This is a genomic window from Bradyrhizobium sp. Ken64 (assembly GCF_055807555.1).
The window spans coordinates 37,123-52,521 of record NZ_JBVVPA010000009.1 but is presented as its reverse complement, the minus strand read 5'-3'; the positions used below and the strand labels follow the sequence as shown (position 1 = coordinate 52,521).

Genomic DNA, 15,399 nt, shown 5'->3' with positions numbered 1-15,399 from the left:
ATATCATTCCCGCATCAGATAGGCATCGACCGGCGCCCCCGTTGCAAATCCCTCGTGGCTGGCGGGAACAAGCAGCCATGCATCCGCACGGGCCATTGCCTGGAGCGGCCATTCTCCTACCGCAAGCGGCACCCACGCGTGATGTTCCTCCGCCAGCAGAACCATTTCGGCGATGCCGACGCTGGATGCAATTTTTCGCGCGAGCGGCAAGGCTATCTGTCGGCGCGGCAGCCGCGCCGACAGCCGGTCGACGAGCGGCAGCACGAGCGCAAGCCAGACCGCAAGCGCATGATCCGGCGATCCGGGCAAGACGACGACAGGAACGGTTCCGAGCCGCCCGACCGCGGCGGTGCGTCCGGGCTGGAGCGCAAGACCATGGGCGATCACGTCACCACGCTGGGCCAGCGCCGTGACCGCTGCATCGTTGCGACCGACACCGCTGCCGCCGATCGTCAGCAGGAGATCGCAAGTGGGCACGCCAAACGCCTCCGCGATCGATCCCGCGTCTCGCGCGCCGGCCTCGCTCGTGTGCACATCCAGTCCTGCGGCGCGAGCGATCTCCGCAATCAGATGCATGGTCCCCGTTGCGCCTGGTACATTGACAATGCGCAGCCGCGGACGGCGCACGCTCAGTCGGTCCAGTCCGGCGGCGCGCGTGAGCGGCAGAGCGCCAGGACCGACCGGATACCCCTCTGCCGCGGCAGGCGTGCGTCCGTCGATGTCACTTCCAGCGCGCCTGACGCCTTGCCCCGGCACGCTCTCCGCCAACACCTGGACGAGCGGACCAGACAGCTCGACTGCGTCGGCATCGAGCACACAGTCGCATCCCGCCGGCATCGCGTCGCCGGCATCGACCCAGGCGGGCGCTCTTGCGAGAGCTAGCGGTGAATAGGAGGACGCGCCGACCAGATCATTGGCGCGTAACGCCCAGCCATCGGCGGCAGCGACGTCACGGGACGGTCGCGCCGCGAGCAGCGGATTGCCGGCCGCGATGCAGCCGGCCGCTTCGCCCAGCGGCAACTCCACCGGCGCGAGCGGATCACACCCTGTCAGCAACGCGGCGAGCGCGGAGTCGAGCGGCGTCAGCGATGGCGGCAGGCGCTGGGTCATGCGTCATGATGGACCATGCATCGCCCGGTTTGGCAACCGCTGGCAATACGACCGTCAGCCGCCCGACTTGTCCGCATTGGGGAAGAACAGTTGTTGTCCGTCGACCTTGTATCCGGCGATCGCCGCCTGTCCGTCGGGCGAGATCAGCCAGTCCACGAAGTCCTGCCCCAGCTCCTTTTTCACGTTCGGAAACTTCGCGGGGTTCACCAGCATCACGCCGTACTGATTGAGCAGCCGCTTGTCGCCTTCGACGACGATGTCGAGATCGCCGCGCTCCCGAAAAGCGATCCAGCTGCCGCGGTCGGACAGCACATAGGCGTTCGCCGTGCGCGCTGCGTCGAGGGCGGAGGCCATGCCCTGCTTGGCTTCGCGATACCAGCCGCCCTTGTTGCGGGCGATGTCGATGCCGGCGACGATCCAGAGCGCGAGCTCCGCGGCATGGGTGCCCGAGCGGTCGCCGCGCGTCACGAACGGCACGCCCTTGGCCTCGATTGCCTTCAGCGCGGTCACGATGTCCTTGCCCTTGACGCCGGCGGGATCGCTCTTTGGCCCGACCAGCACATAGTCGTTGTACATCACGTCAAAGCGCTTCGCGGCAAAACCGTCGGCAACGAATTTCTCCTCCTGCGGCCGTGCATGCATCAGCACGACGTCGACTTCGCCCCTGCGTGCCCCCTCGAGCACCTCGTCGGCGCGCCGCGCGATCACCGTCACCTCGATGCCGGTCTTGTCACGGAAGATCGGCAGCAGGTAATCGAGCAGGCCGGACTCCTGCGTCGCTGTGGTCGTGGCGAGCACGATCGCGCGTTCCTCCGCGGATGACGCCGCAACGCTCGCGGCGAGGCCGCAGAGAAGCGCGAGTGCAACGGAGAGGCGGCGGACGGCCATGATCGGGTTCCCACAGGCTATGACGCGATCATGATGATGATCGATTGCGCCGCACTCGTGACGTGTTTGCTCATTGTGCCCGCCGTGTCGGGAAATTCCGGCAATGCGGCGCGCGCGACAGCCGCGAGGTCCGCGCCACGCGAGCGATTCGGGATCGTTCACCAAAGCAGAGATCGCGCGTGGGGATGTGTTGCAAAGCAGCGAGATGATCAGGCATGGTCGTAGCGGACAAAACTGGAAATGCAGAATTCCACCTGCGTCGAGCCCAAAAAGAAGCAAGAATTTGCATAGGAATGCAGGATGGAATTCCTGACGACCAGCGAAGCCGCCGACTATCTTCGGCTCGGCGAACGCAAGCTATACGAACTCGTCACCACCGGTGCGATCCCCTGCACCAAGGTGACCGGCAAATGGCTCTTCCCGCGGCACGAGCTCGACCTCTGGGTGCTGTCCGGACTGGCGCGTCCGGCCGGCATGCTGATTGCGGAGCCGCCGCCGGTCGTCGGCGGCAGCCAGGACGAGCTTCTGGATTGGAGTCTGCGCGAATCCGGCTCGGGGCTGGGATCGATGAGCGAGGGCAGCGCGCGCGGGCTCGAGCGCTTGCAGCGCGACGAGGTGATGGCCGTGGCGGTGCACTTCCACAGCCTCGATGCCGACGGCAATCTTGCCGCGGACGCCAATGCAACGGTTCTGCGAGACGCTCCGGACCTGCATGATGCATTGCTGGTCGCGTTCGTGCGCCGCGAGCAGGGTCTCGTGCTGCCGCCGGCCAATCCCAAGCGGCTGCGCGGCCTCTCCGACGTGCTCGCGCTCGGGGCCAAAATGGCGATGCGGCAACAGGGCACGGGCGCGCAAATGCTGCTGGATGTGTTGCTGAAGCGCGCCGGCGCCTCGACGCGCGATTTGCGCCGGATCGAGACGCCGGTCCTGACCGGGCCGGATCTCGCCGAGATCGTCCGCGCGGGACAAGCCGATTGCGGAATCGCGACGCGTGCGGCGGCGCGCTCGGCCGGCCTCGATTTCGTGCCGCTGGTCTGGGAGAATTTTGACCTCGCGATGCGGCAGCGCAGCTATTTCCGCCCCGCCATGCAGGGCCTGATCCGGTTCCTCAGCGAAAAGCGGTTGCTCCAGCGCGCCGAGGAGCTGACCGGCTACGATCCCTCCCCCGCCGGACAAATCCGCTTCGCCGGCTGACGTTGACGCCCGCCCCCAAATAGTTGCAAAAGAAACCAATTCAGCCGGGCCATACCCGGGGGTACACCGGCCAACGCGCCGGATCAGGGGAGGACAAGCATGAAGCCAACGAAATTTGGACTGCCGGTGGCTGCCGGCATTGCAGCGACGTTCCTGGCGACGACGTTCCTGGCGACGACGCTGCTGCCGGGCGCCGCAGTGGCGCAGGTGTCCGACGACGTCGTCAAGATCGGCGTGCTCACCGACATGAACGGTCCGGCCTCGGCGCCTACCGGCCAGGGCTCGGTGACGGCGGCGCAGATGGCGATCGACGATTTCGGCGGCACCGTGCTCGGCAAGCCGATCAGCATCGTCGTCGGCGACCACCAGCTCAAGGCCGACATCGGCGGCGCGATTGCGCGGCGCTGGTACGACGTCGACCAGGTCGACCTGATCGTCGACGTGCCGGTCTCAGCGGTCGGGCTCGCGGTTCAGAACATGGCCAACGAGAAGAAGCGGCTGTTCATCACCCACTCCACCGGCACCGCCGATTTCCACGGCAAGTTCTGCTCGCCCTACGCGATCCAGTGGGTGTTCGACACCCGCGCGCTGGCGGTCGGTACCGCGGATGCGGTGGTCAAGCGCGGCGGCGACAGCTGGTTCTTCATCACCGACGATTATGCCTTCGGCCATTCGCTGGAGCGCGACGCCTCGGCCATCGTGACCGCCAATGGCGGCAAGGTGCTGGGCTCGGTGAAGCCGCCGCTGGCAACGCCCGACCTCTCTTCGTTCGTGCTGCAGGCGCAAGCCTCCAAGGCCAAGATCATCGGCATCGCGGCGGGTCCGCCGAACAACATGAACGAGATCAAGACCGGCTCCGAGTTCGGCGTGTTCAAGGGCGGCCAGCAGATGGCGGCACTGCTGGCGCTGATCACCGACATCCACGGCCTCGGCCTGCAGGCGGCCCAGGGGCTGTTGCTGACGACCTCGTTCTATTGGGACCTGGACGACAAGACCCGCGAATGGTCGAAGCGCTACTTCGCCAAGATGAACAAGATGCCGTCGATGTGGCAGGCCGGCGTCTATTCGAGCGTGATGCACTATCTCAACGCCATCAAGGACGCCGGCACCGACGATCCGCTCAAGGTCGCCGCAAAGATGCGGGAAAAGCCGATCGAGGATTTCTTCGCCCGCAACGGCAAACTGCGCGAAGACAATCTGATGGTGCACGACCTCTGGCTGGTGCAGGTGAAGACGCCGCAGGAAAGCAAATATCCGTGGGACTATTACAAGATCCTCACGACCATCTCCGGCGACAAGGCGTTCGGTCCGCCGGACCCGGCCTGTGCGATGGTGAAGAAGTGACCGCGTAGCGGTCATCCCGGGATGGTCCGAAGGACCAGACCCGGGATCTCGAGATTCCGGGTTCGATGCTCTGCATCGCCCCGGAATGACGGTCGCTTGTTGCGACCGTCACTTCACCACCCCGATCTCGCGAAAGTACTTCATCACGCCGGGATGGATCAGCTCGGGCTTCGGCGCGGCGGCGACGGTGTTCGCGGCCGTGGTCTCGCAGGCTTGCGCGAGTTGCTTGCAGAATGTCGGCTCGACGGCGTGAAGCGTCTTCGCCAGGCGATAGGTGACATCGTCGGGCAGATCTTCGCGGGTCAGGACAAAGCTCCAGGATCCGAGCGAGGCGATCGGCTCGGACTGGTTCGGGTAGCTGCCGGCCGGCACGGTGAGCGGCTTGAGGAACGCGTGTTTGGCGCGGATGCGCGCGATCTCCTCGGCACTGGGCGCAATGAAGCGCGCCCCTGACGCGCTCGAGGCGACCGCCGCGAAGCCGGGCCATCCGATGCCGGCGCCCCAGAGTGCTGCGACACGGCCATCCTCGACCATGGCGGGGCCGTCGCCGGCGCGATCGAGATAGATCGCCTTGAAGTCCTCGTCCTGCTTCAACGCGAGACCATCGAGCACGTAGCGCGCCAGGATCGGCAGGCCGGAGCCCTTGGCGCCGAATGCGACGGGCTGACCGACCAGATCGCGAATGGTCTTGTACGGACTATCCGCGCGCACCACGAACATGCCGGGATTGGAATAGATCGCCGTGAGGATCTTCAGCGTGACCTTCGCACGGCCGATGCCGGCGAAGGCCTCATAGGCTGGCTCGCCCGCGACCAGAGCGAGATCGAGCTCGCCCTTCTCCAAGAGCGGAATGTTCTCGTTGCTGCCCTTGGTGTTGCGCGGGGCGATGATCATTTGCGGATCGGCCGCGTTGATCGCTTGCGCAAAGGCGTTGCCATAGAGCGGAAAGCCGCCGCCGGGCGTCGCGGTGCCCAGGCTGATCGTCAGGCCGGGTGTCGTGGTCGGAATGGCGTTGCCTCCGGTTTGAGCGGCGGCGGGGCTGACCAGCAGCGCCGCGCCAAGAACAGGGGTGATCGCGAATCTCATGTCGGTCCCGGCGGGGGCGCGTCAACATCGACTTGCGACGATGTAGGCAGCGCCCCGATTTTGTGAAAGCATGCAGCCCAACGACAATAGAACAATGGGAGGCGTCATGTTGCGAATTTTGCGTAACAGTGTTTTCGGGCTGGTTTTCCTTTCAACGCTGTTGGGCGCCGCACCTCCTGCCTCCGCCGCCTATCCTGACCGTCCCGTGCACTGGCTGATCGGCTTTTCCGCCGGCGGCCCGGTCGACATCGTGGCGCGGATCATGGCGCAGTGGCTGTCGGACCGCCTCGGCCAGCAGTTCATCGTCGAGAACCGCACCGGCTCCGGCGGCAACATCGCGGCCGCTGCCGCGATCACCTCACCGCCGGACGGCTACACGCTGCTGTTCGTCGCGCCCAACAACGCGATCTCGACCTCGCTGTACAAGAAGCTGCCGTTCGACTTCCTGCGTGACACCGTGCCGGTCGCCAGCATCATGCAGCTCACCAACATGCTGGTCGTCTCCAACGCGTTCCCGGCGAAGACGGTTCAGGAGTTCATCGACTACTGCAAGGCCAATCCCGGCAAGATCTCCTTTGCCTCGTCCGGCAACGGCACCTCGGTGCACATGTCGGCGGAGCTGTTCAAGGTGATGTCCAAGTGCGACATGGTGCACGTGCCCTATCGCGGGTCGGCGATCGCCTTCCCCGACATCATCTCCAACAAGGTGCAGCTGATCTTCGACAACCTTCCCTCCGCGATGGAGCAGGCCAAGGGCGGCAATGTCCGCGCGCTCGGCGTCACCTCGCCGCAGCGCTGGCCGAGCGTGCCCGACCTGCCCGCGATCGCCGAGACGTTGCCGGGATTCGAATCGGTCGGCTTCTACGGCATCTCCGCGCCGAAGGGCACGCCGGCCGACGTGATCGAGATCCTCAACAAGGCCGTCAACGAGGCGCTGAAGGACCCGAAGCTGGTCGCGCGCCTCACCGAGACCGGCGGCATCCCCAAGCCGATGACGCCGGCCGAGTTCGGCAAGCTGGTCACCGACGAGACCGAGAAGTGGCGCAAGGTGGTGGAGTTCGCCGGCGTGTCGGTGGACTAGGCCTGTGGAACTGCCGCGCGCCAACGCGACATTGGAGGGGATCGGAAGACCCCTCCCAACAAAATGTGCGAAAACAACCCCATGCACAGTAGAAACATCTAGGGATCACAAGGGGTTACAGAATCGAAAACCGACCTCCTGGCGCGATTGCCAGAGGGCGGGGGCGAAAGCTCGGCGAGGGGGCCTTGCGCCGTCGGGCAAAACAGGACTATAAGGGCATCATCGCCAATTTCGGTTATTCAAAAATCTCAGACTTTGCCGCGCCGGCGTTTCCAACCGCCGGAGCCAGCATTGCACCCCCGCCTCCGTCCCTGTAAACGAACCGCGCACCGTTGCCGGCCGCGCAGTCCCGCGAGCCGTCTCGCGGCGGGGCCTGTAGCTCAATGGTTAGAGCCGGCCGCTCATAACGGTCTGGTTGCAGGTTCGAGTCCTGCCGGGCCCACCAATGAAGTAAGGAATGTGCGGACACTTTGAAAACGACTCGATTTGCCCTTTAAGAACGACTCGATTTCGTTTTGAAAACGACTCGATCTTAGATCTCGCTGATACACCTATCGAATTTCTCCTCGATTTTTTCGCTGATTTTTGGGCTCGACAAAAGTGAGGGGGGTCTATTTCGTTGGAAGGGCCGCTCACACCATTGAAACAAGACGCCCGTGGAGGGCTCAGACGTCCATCACAAGGTTCCTAGGTGGCGAAGTTGCCGTGCGGCGCCTATTTGTTGTGAACACGGCGACCCTGCATTCCGGCAGCAACGCACCCTTTGTTTGAGCCAGTTGAACCGCTGAAGGTGGGCACCACTCAGTCGCCTTCCGCCGTCCCCCTGCCAGCAGAGCCGCCGATGACTTCCTCGATCCGCAATATTTCGGCCAAGTGTCCTCGGTGCGGGTCGCCTCACCAATACCGCGAAGTCAAGTTCGACGCGATTAACGATCGTGGCTACTGGAAGCTTCCCTGCAACGGGTGCAGCGTACCGTTCGTCATTAACCTGCTGAATGCCGAGTCGTCAGGCGCTTCCTACTATGTTCCTGAGAAGCAGGATGGGTCCTACCCCGGCCCGGCGGAAGACGTCGCGACCGAGATCGCGGTCCATAACCTTGAGCCCGACAAGGTCGAGCACCGGTTCAACTATGCCGCGCGCCCCATCTACGTTTGCGAGCGTACACAGACCAACTTGGAAGGCGCGGCCCGCCATGCCCTCGCCACGGCTTTTGACGACGTCAAAAAAGTGTACGCGAACGCGATCAACGTCGCGTTGCGCCTTAACCGCGAAGAATATGACCACGTCGTCATTCACGTGCCTCACACGTGCCCGTGCGGCCACGCGCACATCGCGAGCTTTTATGCAGATTTCTTGCTGAACGGATCGATGCAACAGTCGCTCGACGAGTACCTTCTGGCCGACATAACCGGTTGCTCGCTCGAAGATCAACCGATGGGGCTTTTCACGAAGAGCGAGGCGATGGCCGTGCTGGAGAAGCTGCTGATCAGGTGGCACCTCACGTCCGAGGCGATTATCGTTGCATCTCCGTTTGTTGGACACCAGTGGATGAAAGCCGCTCAGAAAATGGAGATCTGGGATTGGCTGCGCCGCACTCTGGATGCAGACAAGGCGGTCTTCATCACGAGGGGTAAAGAGTACAGCTCGTTTAAGTCGCTGCTGAGAGAGGTTGAAGGACTCGACCATCAGATGCTGGAAGAATACGGGTTGACGAGCAAGCTCTTGGCCGCCGAAACGAAGAAGCAAGATTTCCACGCCAAATTCTTCATCGGAATGAATGACGCAAGCTGCGAGGTCCTGTCAGGTTCGGCCAACTTGCTGAACGGCAAGTCGATCGAATACCTCTCTTTCAAAGCCATCTCGCCGGAGCGGTGCGCGAGCCGCTATCTCGATAAGCTGAACGTCAAACTTCCTGAGATTCCCGCGCCGTCTCGGCATGTCGTCCTTATTCGACAGGACGACGGCCAGTGGAACGCGCGACCGAGCGGCGGCTCACGGCTGGCTGGCTAACCTTCGTCCGTCCGTTCTGGACACTTTGACAACGACTCATCTAGGCTCACGGCCACGTACTTGTCCGGCGTCAGCCACAGGCCCGCATCAAGGGGCGGCTTGATATCGAACATCTTCGCGCCGTTCCGGAAGTGGAAAACTCTCCGGACGCGGTAGGCCGACGGGTTCAGGGCAGCCGTCTCAACCTGCTTGCGGGACAACCAGAACCGAGTACGCCCATGCCCGCTGGTGGTCTTGATCTCAAGCAGCCGCTCCTCACCGTTGTCCGGCTCGAAGGACCTGATGTCGTATCCGCGGTGATCCTCGCCGCGGTCGGAAGGCCAGTCCATCTCCTTCGCCAGGTCTTTACGACCGGCCTGGCAGAGCCGGTCGTACTCGAACTCGAACACCATCTCCTCGCCGGCGCGCCCTAGCGAACGGTTAAGTTCGTCCCTAGTCGCCGGGTCGTACTTACCAATCAGGCGCAGCAGCGCCGGCTGATCTTCTGCGGGTTCAAATTCAAAAACGGCGGCGGCGGCACCAGAACCGGCCCTCCCGCCGACGTGAAGCGCGGCTTCACCGACGTCGGCTCGATCAGGACCTTGGGATCCTGCTCCAACTGGACCTCAACGGCTTCCACCAAGGAGTCCTGGTAATTGTGGGCCGGGAGGAGCCCTGGGATCCAAGCTATCCCAAGCTCCTCCAAGACTGCCGACACGTTGCGGAGCTTCCATTCAATCGACTTCTCGGACCGCCCAACCTCTGGTGCCAGCTTCCTGTACAGGTCGGCCTTGTTGATCTTGTCGCCGGCCCGCTCCCGCTCAAGCATCAAGAAATAATTGGCGACCACAATGGCGACCTGCTCGGCCGCCCAATCGGTCCCCTTGGCTCCCGGTGCTGCGCCCTTGGCGTCCACGATTGCTTCCACTGCTCCCGGTCGAAATCCTACCAGGCGGCGCCAAATCCGCAAAATGCGAGGGGGGGCACTCGCCTCTCTGGTGTTCTTCGCAAGGGAGGCCACTAACCCATGCTTAACTGGCCGATAGAGGAAGCGGAGGAAATTCGCCCCCTTGCAAAATTGACCAATCTGGCGCTTTCTGAATCAATTACCCCGCTTATTGATCTGTTTGCGCAACCTCAGGACAAAAATGGATTCTTTCTTTCGTGTTCTGACGCCGTTCTTCGGAGCCCCGAAGAACTACCAAGAAATGCTTTGGAAGATTGCGGTCGCGGACTTCTGGTTGGCGCTTATTTGCACGTTTCTACTTAGGTACAATCCGTGGATTGATGGGGTATTCAAGCGCCTGGAGGAGCTACCCGGCCTCAAAGAGTTCGCCGCGGTGGCGAAATTACCGCAGATTACTTCCGTTAATTTGGCCACGGTGAGCGTCGCAAACGTCGTGATCGCTCTTGCGATCATGCTGTTTAGCCGCACAACGAGATTTCACGACCTCATTTCTGATCTCTTCGGAATTCGAGCCCGATTTGATCACGCGAACATACTTCTACCCTTGGCCCTCACATCAGGCGCCAAGATGACCGCTCGGCAGGTCGCTAACATCAAACGAGATCGCTCGCATCTGATGCGGGATACCTTCTACAAGTATGCTTCGAGCACAAAGGAGAACGCGCTCGTCGACAAACACGACATTGAAAGCGCGCTGGAGTCTTGGACTCTTTTTTGGGTCGCGCTCGAAGGGGTCGTCATACTCGCCGCTTGCGCTTTGTTCTCGGCCATCGCGGCTTCCGCCTGGCTACTCATCCTATTTTGGTCGGTCTCGGTGGCATTTCTGCTGTTCATGCACTTCCGCTTCACCAAGCTGGAACGAAGGGTTGAGCCGGAGGTACAGCAGATCGCCGGCAATGCCGAGGCAAACGCAGCAAACCGCCAGGTATTCGAGGCAATTTAATGAGGTACAAGATCGGGGAAGACATTGTCATCCGAAGCGAAAACGCGGCCAAACCGGAGGCCCAGAGTTCGTCATATCTGAATAAACTGATCGCACAGCTAAAGCCGGTACACAGCAGCTTCGACTTTGGTTGCGGTAAGCTCCGCTACGAGCGGGCAATTGCGAGGACCACCGACGAACTCGCGCTTGTAGACTCGGAAGTCCAGCTTTCGAGGACTCAGATGATCCGTGGTCGCTCAACAACGATCCGCGACTACGTCAGGAAGTCAAACCACGTCCACGCATACACAGTCGATCGGTTCGTTTCCCATAGCCGAAAGTACGATCGCGGATTCTGCATCAACGTACTTTCGGTGATTCCTTCCGCAAGCGTTAGGATGGGCATCGTTCAGTTGATGAGAACTAAACTGAAGCCGGGCTGCTCCTGTCTGTTTGTATCTCTCTATCGCAACTCGGACTTCACGCGGATGCAGAGGCTTCCCAATTGCAAGCCGTACGACAACGGCTTCTTGATGGATTCTCTTCGCGGTTACTCCTTTTACGGACTTATTCCGCCCGATGATCTTGTCTCCCTTGTTGAGCGCGGCGGTTTCAAAGCGGAATCCGTAAAGCTCGATGAAGGCTCCGCCTACCTGTGGGCGAAGTCACCGAATAAGGCGAGCGAGCCAACTCAGTTCGACATCCGGGAAAGTCTCGAAAACTTCCAGATTCGTGCGAGTTGAGGCTCCAATCCGGCATCATTACTCGCGGATCAGCAATACCCCAAGCTAGACCACGATGGAGCAAAGCGTTGCCAAGCCAGGATCTGATCGACAAGGTCAGGAGCCGCCTCCCTGACGATTTTTCCAGACGCCAGCTTGACGGAGCCCTGGCGGTGCTCACCCAGGGAACAATCCCGCGCGCGCCAACCAATCCGCAAGTTCGTTTGCGAATTGACGGCACACGTGCTCGAACTGATGGCACCCGATGCGGACGTGATGCGTTGCCAGTGGTTCAAGCAGGATAAGAACGTCGAAGGCCCTACGCGAAGACAGCGTGCGCTGTACACATGCCGCGGAGGGCTGACTGACGCCTTCCTCAAAAACAAGATCGGTATAAAATCCGAAACGCTTCACTCGGGTCTAGGCCCGGCCTTCCAGGAACTGAACAAGCGGACCCATGTCCGACCAGAGACTGAATTGAAGACAGAAGAAGAGATTGAAGAGTTCGCAGAGAACGCCTTGGTCGCGCTCGACGATTTGTTCGAAACGATCGACGACATGACAGATCGTGTTGCGACTGCCTTATCGCGAGCGCTGAGCGGCGCCGCCACCGGCGCATTTATAAATCAAAGCATCGGCGAACTCGACGAAATCTCAGGAAAATACGAAACCGGAGGCGTTCTGATCGACGATCCTGAGATTTTGGCGCTGGACGCGGATAGGATCCGATGCCGTTTCACCGGATCGGTTAGCGTTACGCTAATGGCCGGCGGCAAACATGACCCCGTGGATTTCAAGGAAAGCTTTCCCTTCGAATGCACGACATCGGCGCCAGCGACGACGCCGGAGGACTTCGACCTCGCGGACACAACGATAAAAGTTGATACATCGTCGTGGAGGGAATGAGCATACCGGATTATTGTTCGTCACGTGCTTTTAGATTAAACGATAGCCTGGCGGGGCAGCGTGAGCACGGTCAGGATCTCTTCGTCCGGCAGAAGGAACGACTGCTCTTCCACTTCATACCGGTCGCATCCTTTGAAATCGAACCACGCATCGGCAGGATTCTTTCGGGGGAAGTGCTGTTCGTCGGCGCCCCGGAGCAGCATGTCGGCGGCGAACGTCTGATCGTCGAGTGCCCTGACGGGCCGCCACCATTGCTGAATCATCGGGGACGTCTTGTACCAAACGCGCTCTCGCCTGTTATGGCAAACGATGATCATGGGAAAATGGTTCAACGAGGTCATCTTCACGAGCGTGGCCGTGAGGCTGACGTCGAACTCGTCGGCCAACTCCCTGGACGCCGCCAAAGTGAGCCGCTTCATCTTCCGAAGTCGCGGAAGCACCATGAAATTGGGAAGGATCAGATCGGAGGCGAAGTCGTCGGCCAGCCGCTCCGGACTGAGCGCGTCATGCCTGAAATTGCAGACGTCGTTCTTGCCGCAGAAGAGAACCTTTCCGCGGTCGAAGTGCCAATGCCCAAGTTCGTGTCCGAGGGAAAAGCGGCGACGCTGGCGCATGCTGAGACTATTGACCGAGATTACAGCGCGCTTCTTCGATCCCACAATCGTAGCTTCGCAGTTGTCGATCGGCCTGTAATTGACCACTGCGCCCTGCGTCCATGCGATGGCGTCGAGGTCGATATCCTTAGGTTTCGCGATCCCGAGCCCGACAAGCAGGCGCTCTGCCGGGGTCATTCTTCCCCTTCTTCCTTATCGCCTTCGTCGTTTTCAAGCGCCTCGAGCTGCGCCAAATCCTTCAATAGGTTCTCCTCGTCACGTTCCGAGAGCTTGCCACCCTTGCGCGCAGCCATCATCGCGTCCGCGACCCCACCTGACCTCATTCCATCCAACCGCCGGCGCGCCTTCTCCAAGTCCAAACTCTTGATGTTCTCCTGATCGCGGAATGCCTTGACCTCGTCCTGAGCTCGTTTGAATCGCATCCGAGCCGCCCGGGCCTTCGCCTCCACTATGACCGAACTGCCGCGGGCGATGGCCTTGTCGAAATCGTCGCCAGCCTCTTTGAATTCTTCACGAAGATCGGCCTCGGACGCCTCGAGAATGCTGTCGTCGATAGCGTTGCTGATCTTTGCCAGTTCGGTTGGATCTTTATTCATAACGGCCAACCCCTCGGGTGTTCGCGGCGTGCAATACGACGGATCCGCTTGATCAAATAATCCAGGCGCGCCTGATCCACGCCCACAAAATCACGAAGCGGCTCGCCTCTCATGTCATTCTCCCAACCCAACAGCACCATGCTCATCTCCTCGTCAGCACTATACAGAGGAGCCAGTTTCGCCCAAACTTCAGACGCTTGGCGGGCTTGTTCGGCTCGAACCACGGCATCTTCGGGGCTCGGTCCGGATTCCCGGAGTGGTGACTTAACGTTGCCGTCCCCGGTCTTTGCGTCTTCTGGCGGCACCTGCCGCAACAGCGCGATGCGTCGCCGACCCGCGATATTCCGCATCGACTGGACCAAGAAGGCGACGAATGAAATCGCGCGAGAGCATTTTTTCTCCTCCAGCAGCGCGGCATCCATTGCCTCTCGAAGCAACTCGCCATCCGCAAAGTCGGTGCCAGCGAGATGCCTACGCTCGATTCCGCTCAACCGAGCGAGATCCAACGGTGTCAGCCCGTCAAGCGCGGCCAACACCTCCTCATACCTGAGATGTTCCGCTGCGGTCGACCCCGGAGGACCGGGTGGTGGAGCGCTGACCTCGTCCATGGTTCACACTTCAAATGCCGCCGAGAGAGCGCATCCGGACAATTTTCTTGAGTCCGAAACCCGTCGCTGACGGGCACACAAGTGTAGAGGCAACCGGTTCCGAGAAGCAACCGGGGCGAGCAGCTCGAAAACTGGTGTCAGAACAATGAATTACGTCGCGAAACGGGCGCAGCTGCGCCAATCGCAGCTGGTGGGCCTCATCGAGGAGATCTGCCAGTACGTTGAGCCGTCTCCCTATCAGCGTGACATGGCGAAGCAGCGGTATGAAGGCGTCGGCGACTGGCTCGCCCGGTCCGATGACTGGCTGTTGGCGTCGATCGCAATCCGGCTCCAGGGGTCGGTTGCCATCGGCACGGCCGTGAAGCCGATCGGAGCCAACGAGCACGACGTTGACCTGGTCGCGCACGTTCCCGACCTCGACCTCGCAGTCTCGCCGGCGCTGCTCAAGCAGCGAATCGGCGACCGGCTCCGCAGCAACGGCAATTATGCCGGGCTGCTGGTTGAGATGCCGCGGTGTTGGCGGCTGGACTATGCCAACGAATTCCACCTCGACATCACACCCTCGATCCCCAATCCGGAATGCCGCCTCGGTGGGGAGCTCGTTCCCGACAAGACGCTAAAAATGTGGAAAGCGTCCAATCCTCAGGGCTACCGTGCCAAGTTTGAGCGGCGGGCAGCGCTTCTGCCGCGCATCCGGTCGGTGTTCGGCAAGGCTTTCGACAGCGCCCGGTCCGACGCGCAGGTCGAGCCCTACCCCGAGGAGAAGCGGCTGAAGGGCATCCTTCGCCGCATCGTGCAGATCGCCAAGCGCCACCGGGACGTCCATTTCATCGATGACGACCAAGGGTTCGCACCGCTCTCGATCATCATCACGACGCTGGCGTCGCGGGCCTACGAAACGTGTGTCAGCAACTTCGAGTACGACCACGAACTCGACCTGATCGTCGACGTGCTCCGCCGGATGCCAGAGATGCTGCAGACCACCACGATCGAGGGCCGTCTGGTGTGGTGCCTGTGGAACCAGACCACTGCAGGCGAAAACTTTTGCGAGAAGTGGAACAGGCATCCCGCGCGAGCGACCGCCTTCTTCGAGTGGCACGGCAAGGTCGTCGCCGACGTCGAGCACCTTGCTGGTGCACGGGGTCTCGACCAGGTGCGCCGGCTCCTGGGCGACATCTTCGGCACGGCGCCGGCGAACAAGGCGATGGATTCCCTGACCGAACGCGTCGACACCGCCCGCACCACGAACCGCCTGGCGGTCTCGCGGCCGGCAGGCCTGGTGATGGGCACCGCGGCAAGCGCGACCCCGGTTCGCGCCAACACCTTCTTCGGCGACAGGCCGTGACATCATGCGGCTCGGACGACCGAAAG

General features: G+C 61.6%; 16 protein-coding genes and 1 tRNA gene. 9 read left to right on the top strand and 8 right to left on the bottom strand.

Annotated features, from left to right (window positions below; genetic code table 11):
• Nucleotides 1-3: 3 nt before the first annotated feature.
• Together AC0L2F_RS17040 and AC0L2F_RS17035 are read right to left on the bottom strand one after the other, a co-directional pair.
• Complete coding sequence (locus tag AC0L2F_RS17040; RefSeq protein WP_473249140.1) at nt 4-1,110, bottom strand: molybdopterin-binding protein; 1,107 nt, start codon at nt 1,108-1,110, stop codon at nt 4-6.
• A gap of 54 nt (nt 1,111-1,164) precedes the next feature.
• On the bottom strand, nt 1,165-1,998 hold the full coding sequence (locus AC0L2F_RS17035) for an ABC transporter substrate-binding protein (RefSeq protein WP_473249139.1): 834 nt from the start codon (nt 1,996-1,998) through the stop codon (nt 1,165-1,167).
• A gap of 300 nt (nt 1,999-2,298) precedes the next feature.
• On the opposite strand from AC0L2F_RS17035, the gene AC0L2F_RS17030 reads away from it, so the two are divergent.
• The gene (locus AC0L2F_RS17030; RefSeq protein ID WP_007606498.1) at nt 2,299-3,192 is read left to right on the top strand and encodes a helix-turn-helix transcriptional regulator; all 894 of its coding nucleotides are present in this window, start codon (nt 2,299-2,301) and stop codon (nt 3,190-3,192) included.
• A 99-nt stretch (nt 3,193-3,291) separates the two neighbouring features.
• On the top strand, nt 3,292-4,536 hold the full coding sequence (locus tag AC0L2F_RS17025; RefSeq protein WP_007606496.1) for an ABC transporter substrate-binding protein: 1,245 nt from the start codon (nt 3,292-3,294) through the stop codon (nt 4,534-4,536).
• Nucleotides 4,537-4,644: 108 nt separating this feature from the next.
• On the opposite strand, the gene AC0L2F_RS17020 is transcribed toward AC0L2F_RS17025, so the two are convergent.
• Nucleotides 4,645-5,622 (bottom strand): TAXI family TRAP transporter solute-binding subunit, encoded by a 978-nt coding sequence (locus AC0L2F_RS17020; protein WP_473249138.1) that lies wholly within the window; start codon nt 5,620-5,622, stop codon nt 4,645-4,647.
• A 106-nt stretch (nt 5,623-5,728) separates the two neighbouring features.
• Between AC0L2F_RS17020 and AC0L2F_RS17015 the strand changes: the two genes are divergently transcribed.
• The 3 genes from AC0L2F_RS17015 to AC0L2F_RS17005 all read left to right on the top strand — a co-directional run bounded on the left by AC0L2F_RS17015 (nt 5,729) and on the right by AC0L2F_RS17005 (nt 8,714).
• A complete protein-coding gene (locus AC0L2F_RS17015; RefSeq protein WP_473249137.1) occupies nt 5,729-6,703 on the top strand; it encodes a Bug family tripartite tricarboxylate transporter substrate binding protein in 975 nt (324 codons plus the stop codon).
• Between the two features lie 369 nt (nt 6,704-7,072).
• A tRNA-Ile gene (locus tag AC0L2F_RS17010) sits at nt 7,073-7,148 on the top strand.
• A gap of 396 nt (nt 7,149-7,544) precedes the next feature.
• Nucleotides 7,545-8,714: a phospholipase D-like domain-containing protein gene (locus AC0L2F_RS17005; protein ID WP_473249136.1), complete on the top strand. Its 1,170-nt coding sequence runs from the start codon at nt 7,545-7,547 to the stop codon at nt 8,712-8,714.
• Here AC0L2F_RS17005 and AC0L2F_RS17000 read toward each other — a convergent pair.
• A complete protein-coding gene (locus AC0L2F_RS17000; RefSeq protein WP_473249135.1) occupies nt 8,711-9,106 on the bottom strand; it encodes a protein NO VEIN domain-containing protein in 396 nt (131 codons plus the stop codon). The genes AC0L2F_RS17005 and AC0L2F_RS17000 overlap by 4 nt on opposite strands.
• Before the next feature lie 65 nt (nt 9,107-9,171).
• Nucleotides 9,172-9,609: a hypothetical protein gene (locus tag AC0L2F_RS16995; RefSeq protein ID WP_473249134.1), complete on the bottom strand. Its 438-nt coding sequence runs from the start codon at nt 9,607-9,609 to the stop codon at nt 9,172-9,174.
• A 232-nt stretch (nt 9,610-9,841) separates the two neighbouring features.
• Here AC0L2F_RS16995 and AC0L2F_RS16990 point away from each other — a divergent pair, with 232 nt between their 5' ends.
• From AC0L2F_RS16990 to AC0L2F_RS16980, 3 genes are all read left to right on the top strand, one after another.
• Nucleotides 9,842-10,603, top strand: coding sequence for a hypothetical protein (locus AC0L2F_RS16990; RefSeq protein ID WP_473249133.1), 762 nt, complete (start codon nt 9,842-9,844; stop codon nt 10,601-10,603).
• Nucleotides 10,603-11,325, top strand: a complete 723-nt coding sequence (locus tag AC0L2F_RS16985; RefSeq protein WP_473249132.1) for a hypothetical protein — start codon at nt 10,603-10,605, stop codon at nt 11,323-11,325. The genes AC0L2F_RS16990 and AC0L2F_RS16985 overlap by 1 nt, the downstream gene beginning before the upstream one ends.
• A gap of 135 nt (nt 11,326-11,460) precedes the next feature.
• The gene (locus tag AC0L2F_RS16980) at nt 11,461-12,210 is read left to right on the top strand and encodes a pPIWI-associating nuclease domain-containing protein (RefSeq protein WP_473249131.1); all 750 of its coding nucleotides are present in this window, start codon (nt 11,461-11,463) and stop codon (nt 12,208-12,210) included.
• Nucleotides 12,211-12,245: 35 nt separating this feature from the next.
• Here the strand turns inward: AC0L2F_RS16980 and AC0L2F_RS16975 are convergent, their stop codons facing one another.
• Genes AC0L2F_RS16975 through AC0L2F_RS16965 form a run of 3 tightly spaced genes read right to left on the bottom strand, consistent with a single transcriptional unit; the run spans nt 12,246 to nt 13,953 of the window.
• The gene (locus AC0L2F_RS16975; protein WP_473249130.1) at nt 12,246-13,001 is read right to left on the bottom strand and encodes an ImmA/IrrE family metallo-endopeptidase; all 756 of its coding nucleotides are present in this window, start codon (nt 12,999-13,001) and stop codon (nt 12,246-12,248) included.
• Nucleotides 12,998-13,420 (bottom strand): hypothetical protein, encoded by a 423-nt coding sequence (locus AC0L2F_RS16970; protein WP_473249129.1) that lies wholly within the window; start codon nt 13,418-13,420, stop codon nt 12,998-13,000. The genes AC0L2F_RS16975 and AC0L2F_RS16970 overlap by 4 nt, the downstream gene beginning before the upstream one ends.
• A complete protein-coding gene (locus AC0L2F_RS16965) occupies nt 13,417-13,953 on the bottom strand; it encodes a hypothetical protein (RefSeq protein WP_473249128.1) in 537 nt (178 codons plus the stop codon). Before AC0L2F_RS16965 ends, AC0L2F_RS16970 begins: the two co-directional genes overlap by 4 nt.
• 220 nt (nt 13,954-14,173) lie before the next feature.
• On the opposite strand from AC0L2F_RS16965, the gene AC0L2F_RS16960 reads away from it, so the two are divergent.
• Nucleotides 14,174-15,373 (top strand): nucleotidyltransferase domain-containing protein, encoded by a 1,200-nt coding sequence (locus tag AC0L2F_RS16960; RefSeq protein WP_473249127.1) that lies wholly within the window; start codon nt 14,174-14,176, stop codon nt 15,371-15,373.
• Nucleotides 15,374-15,399: the final 26 nt, after the last annotated feature.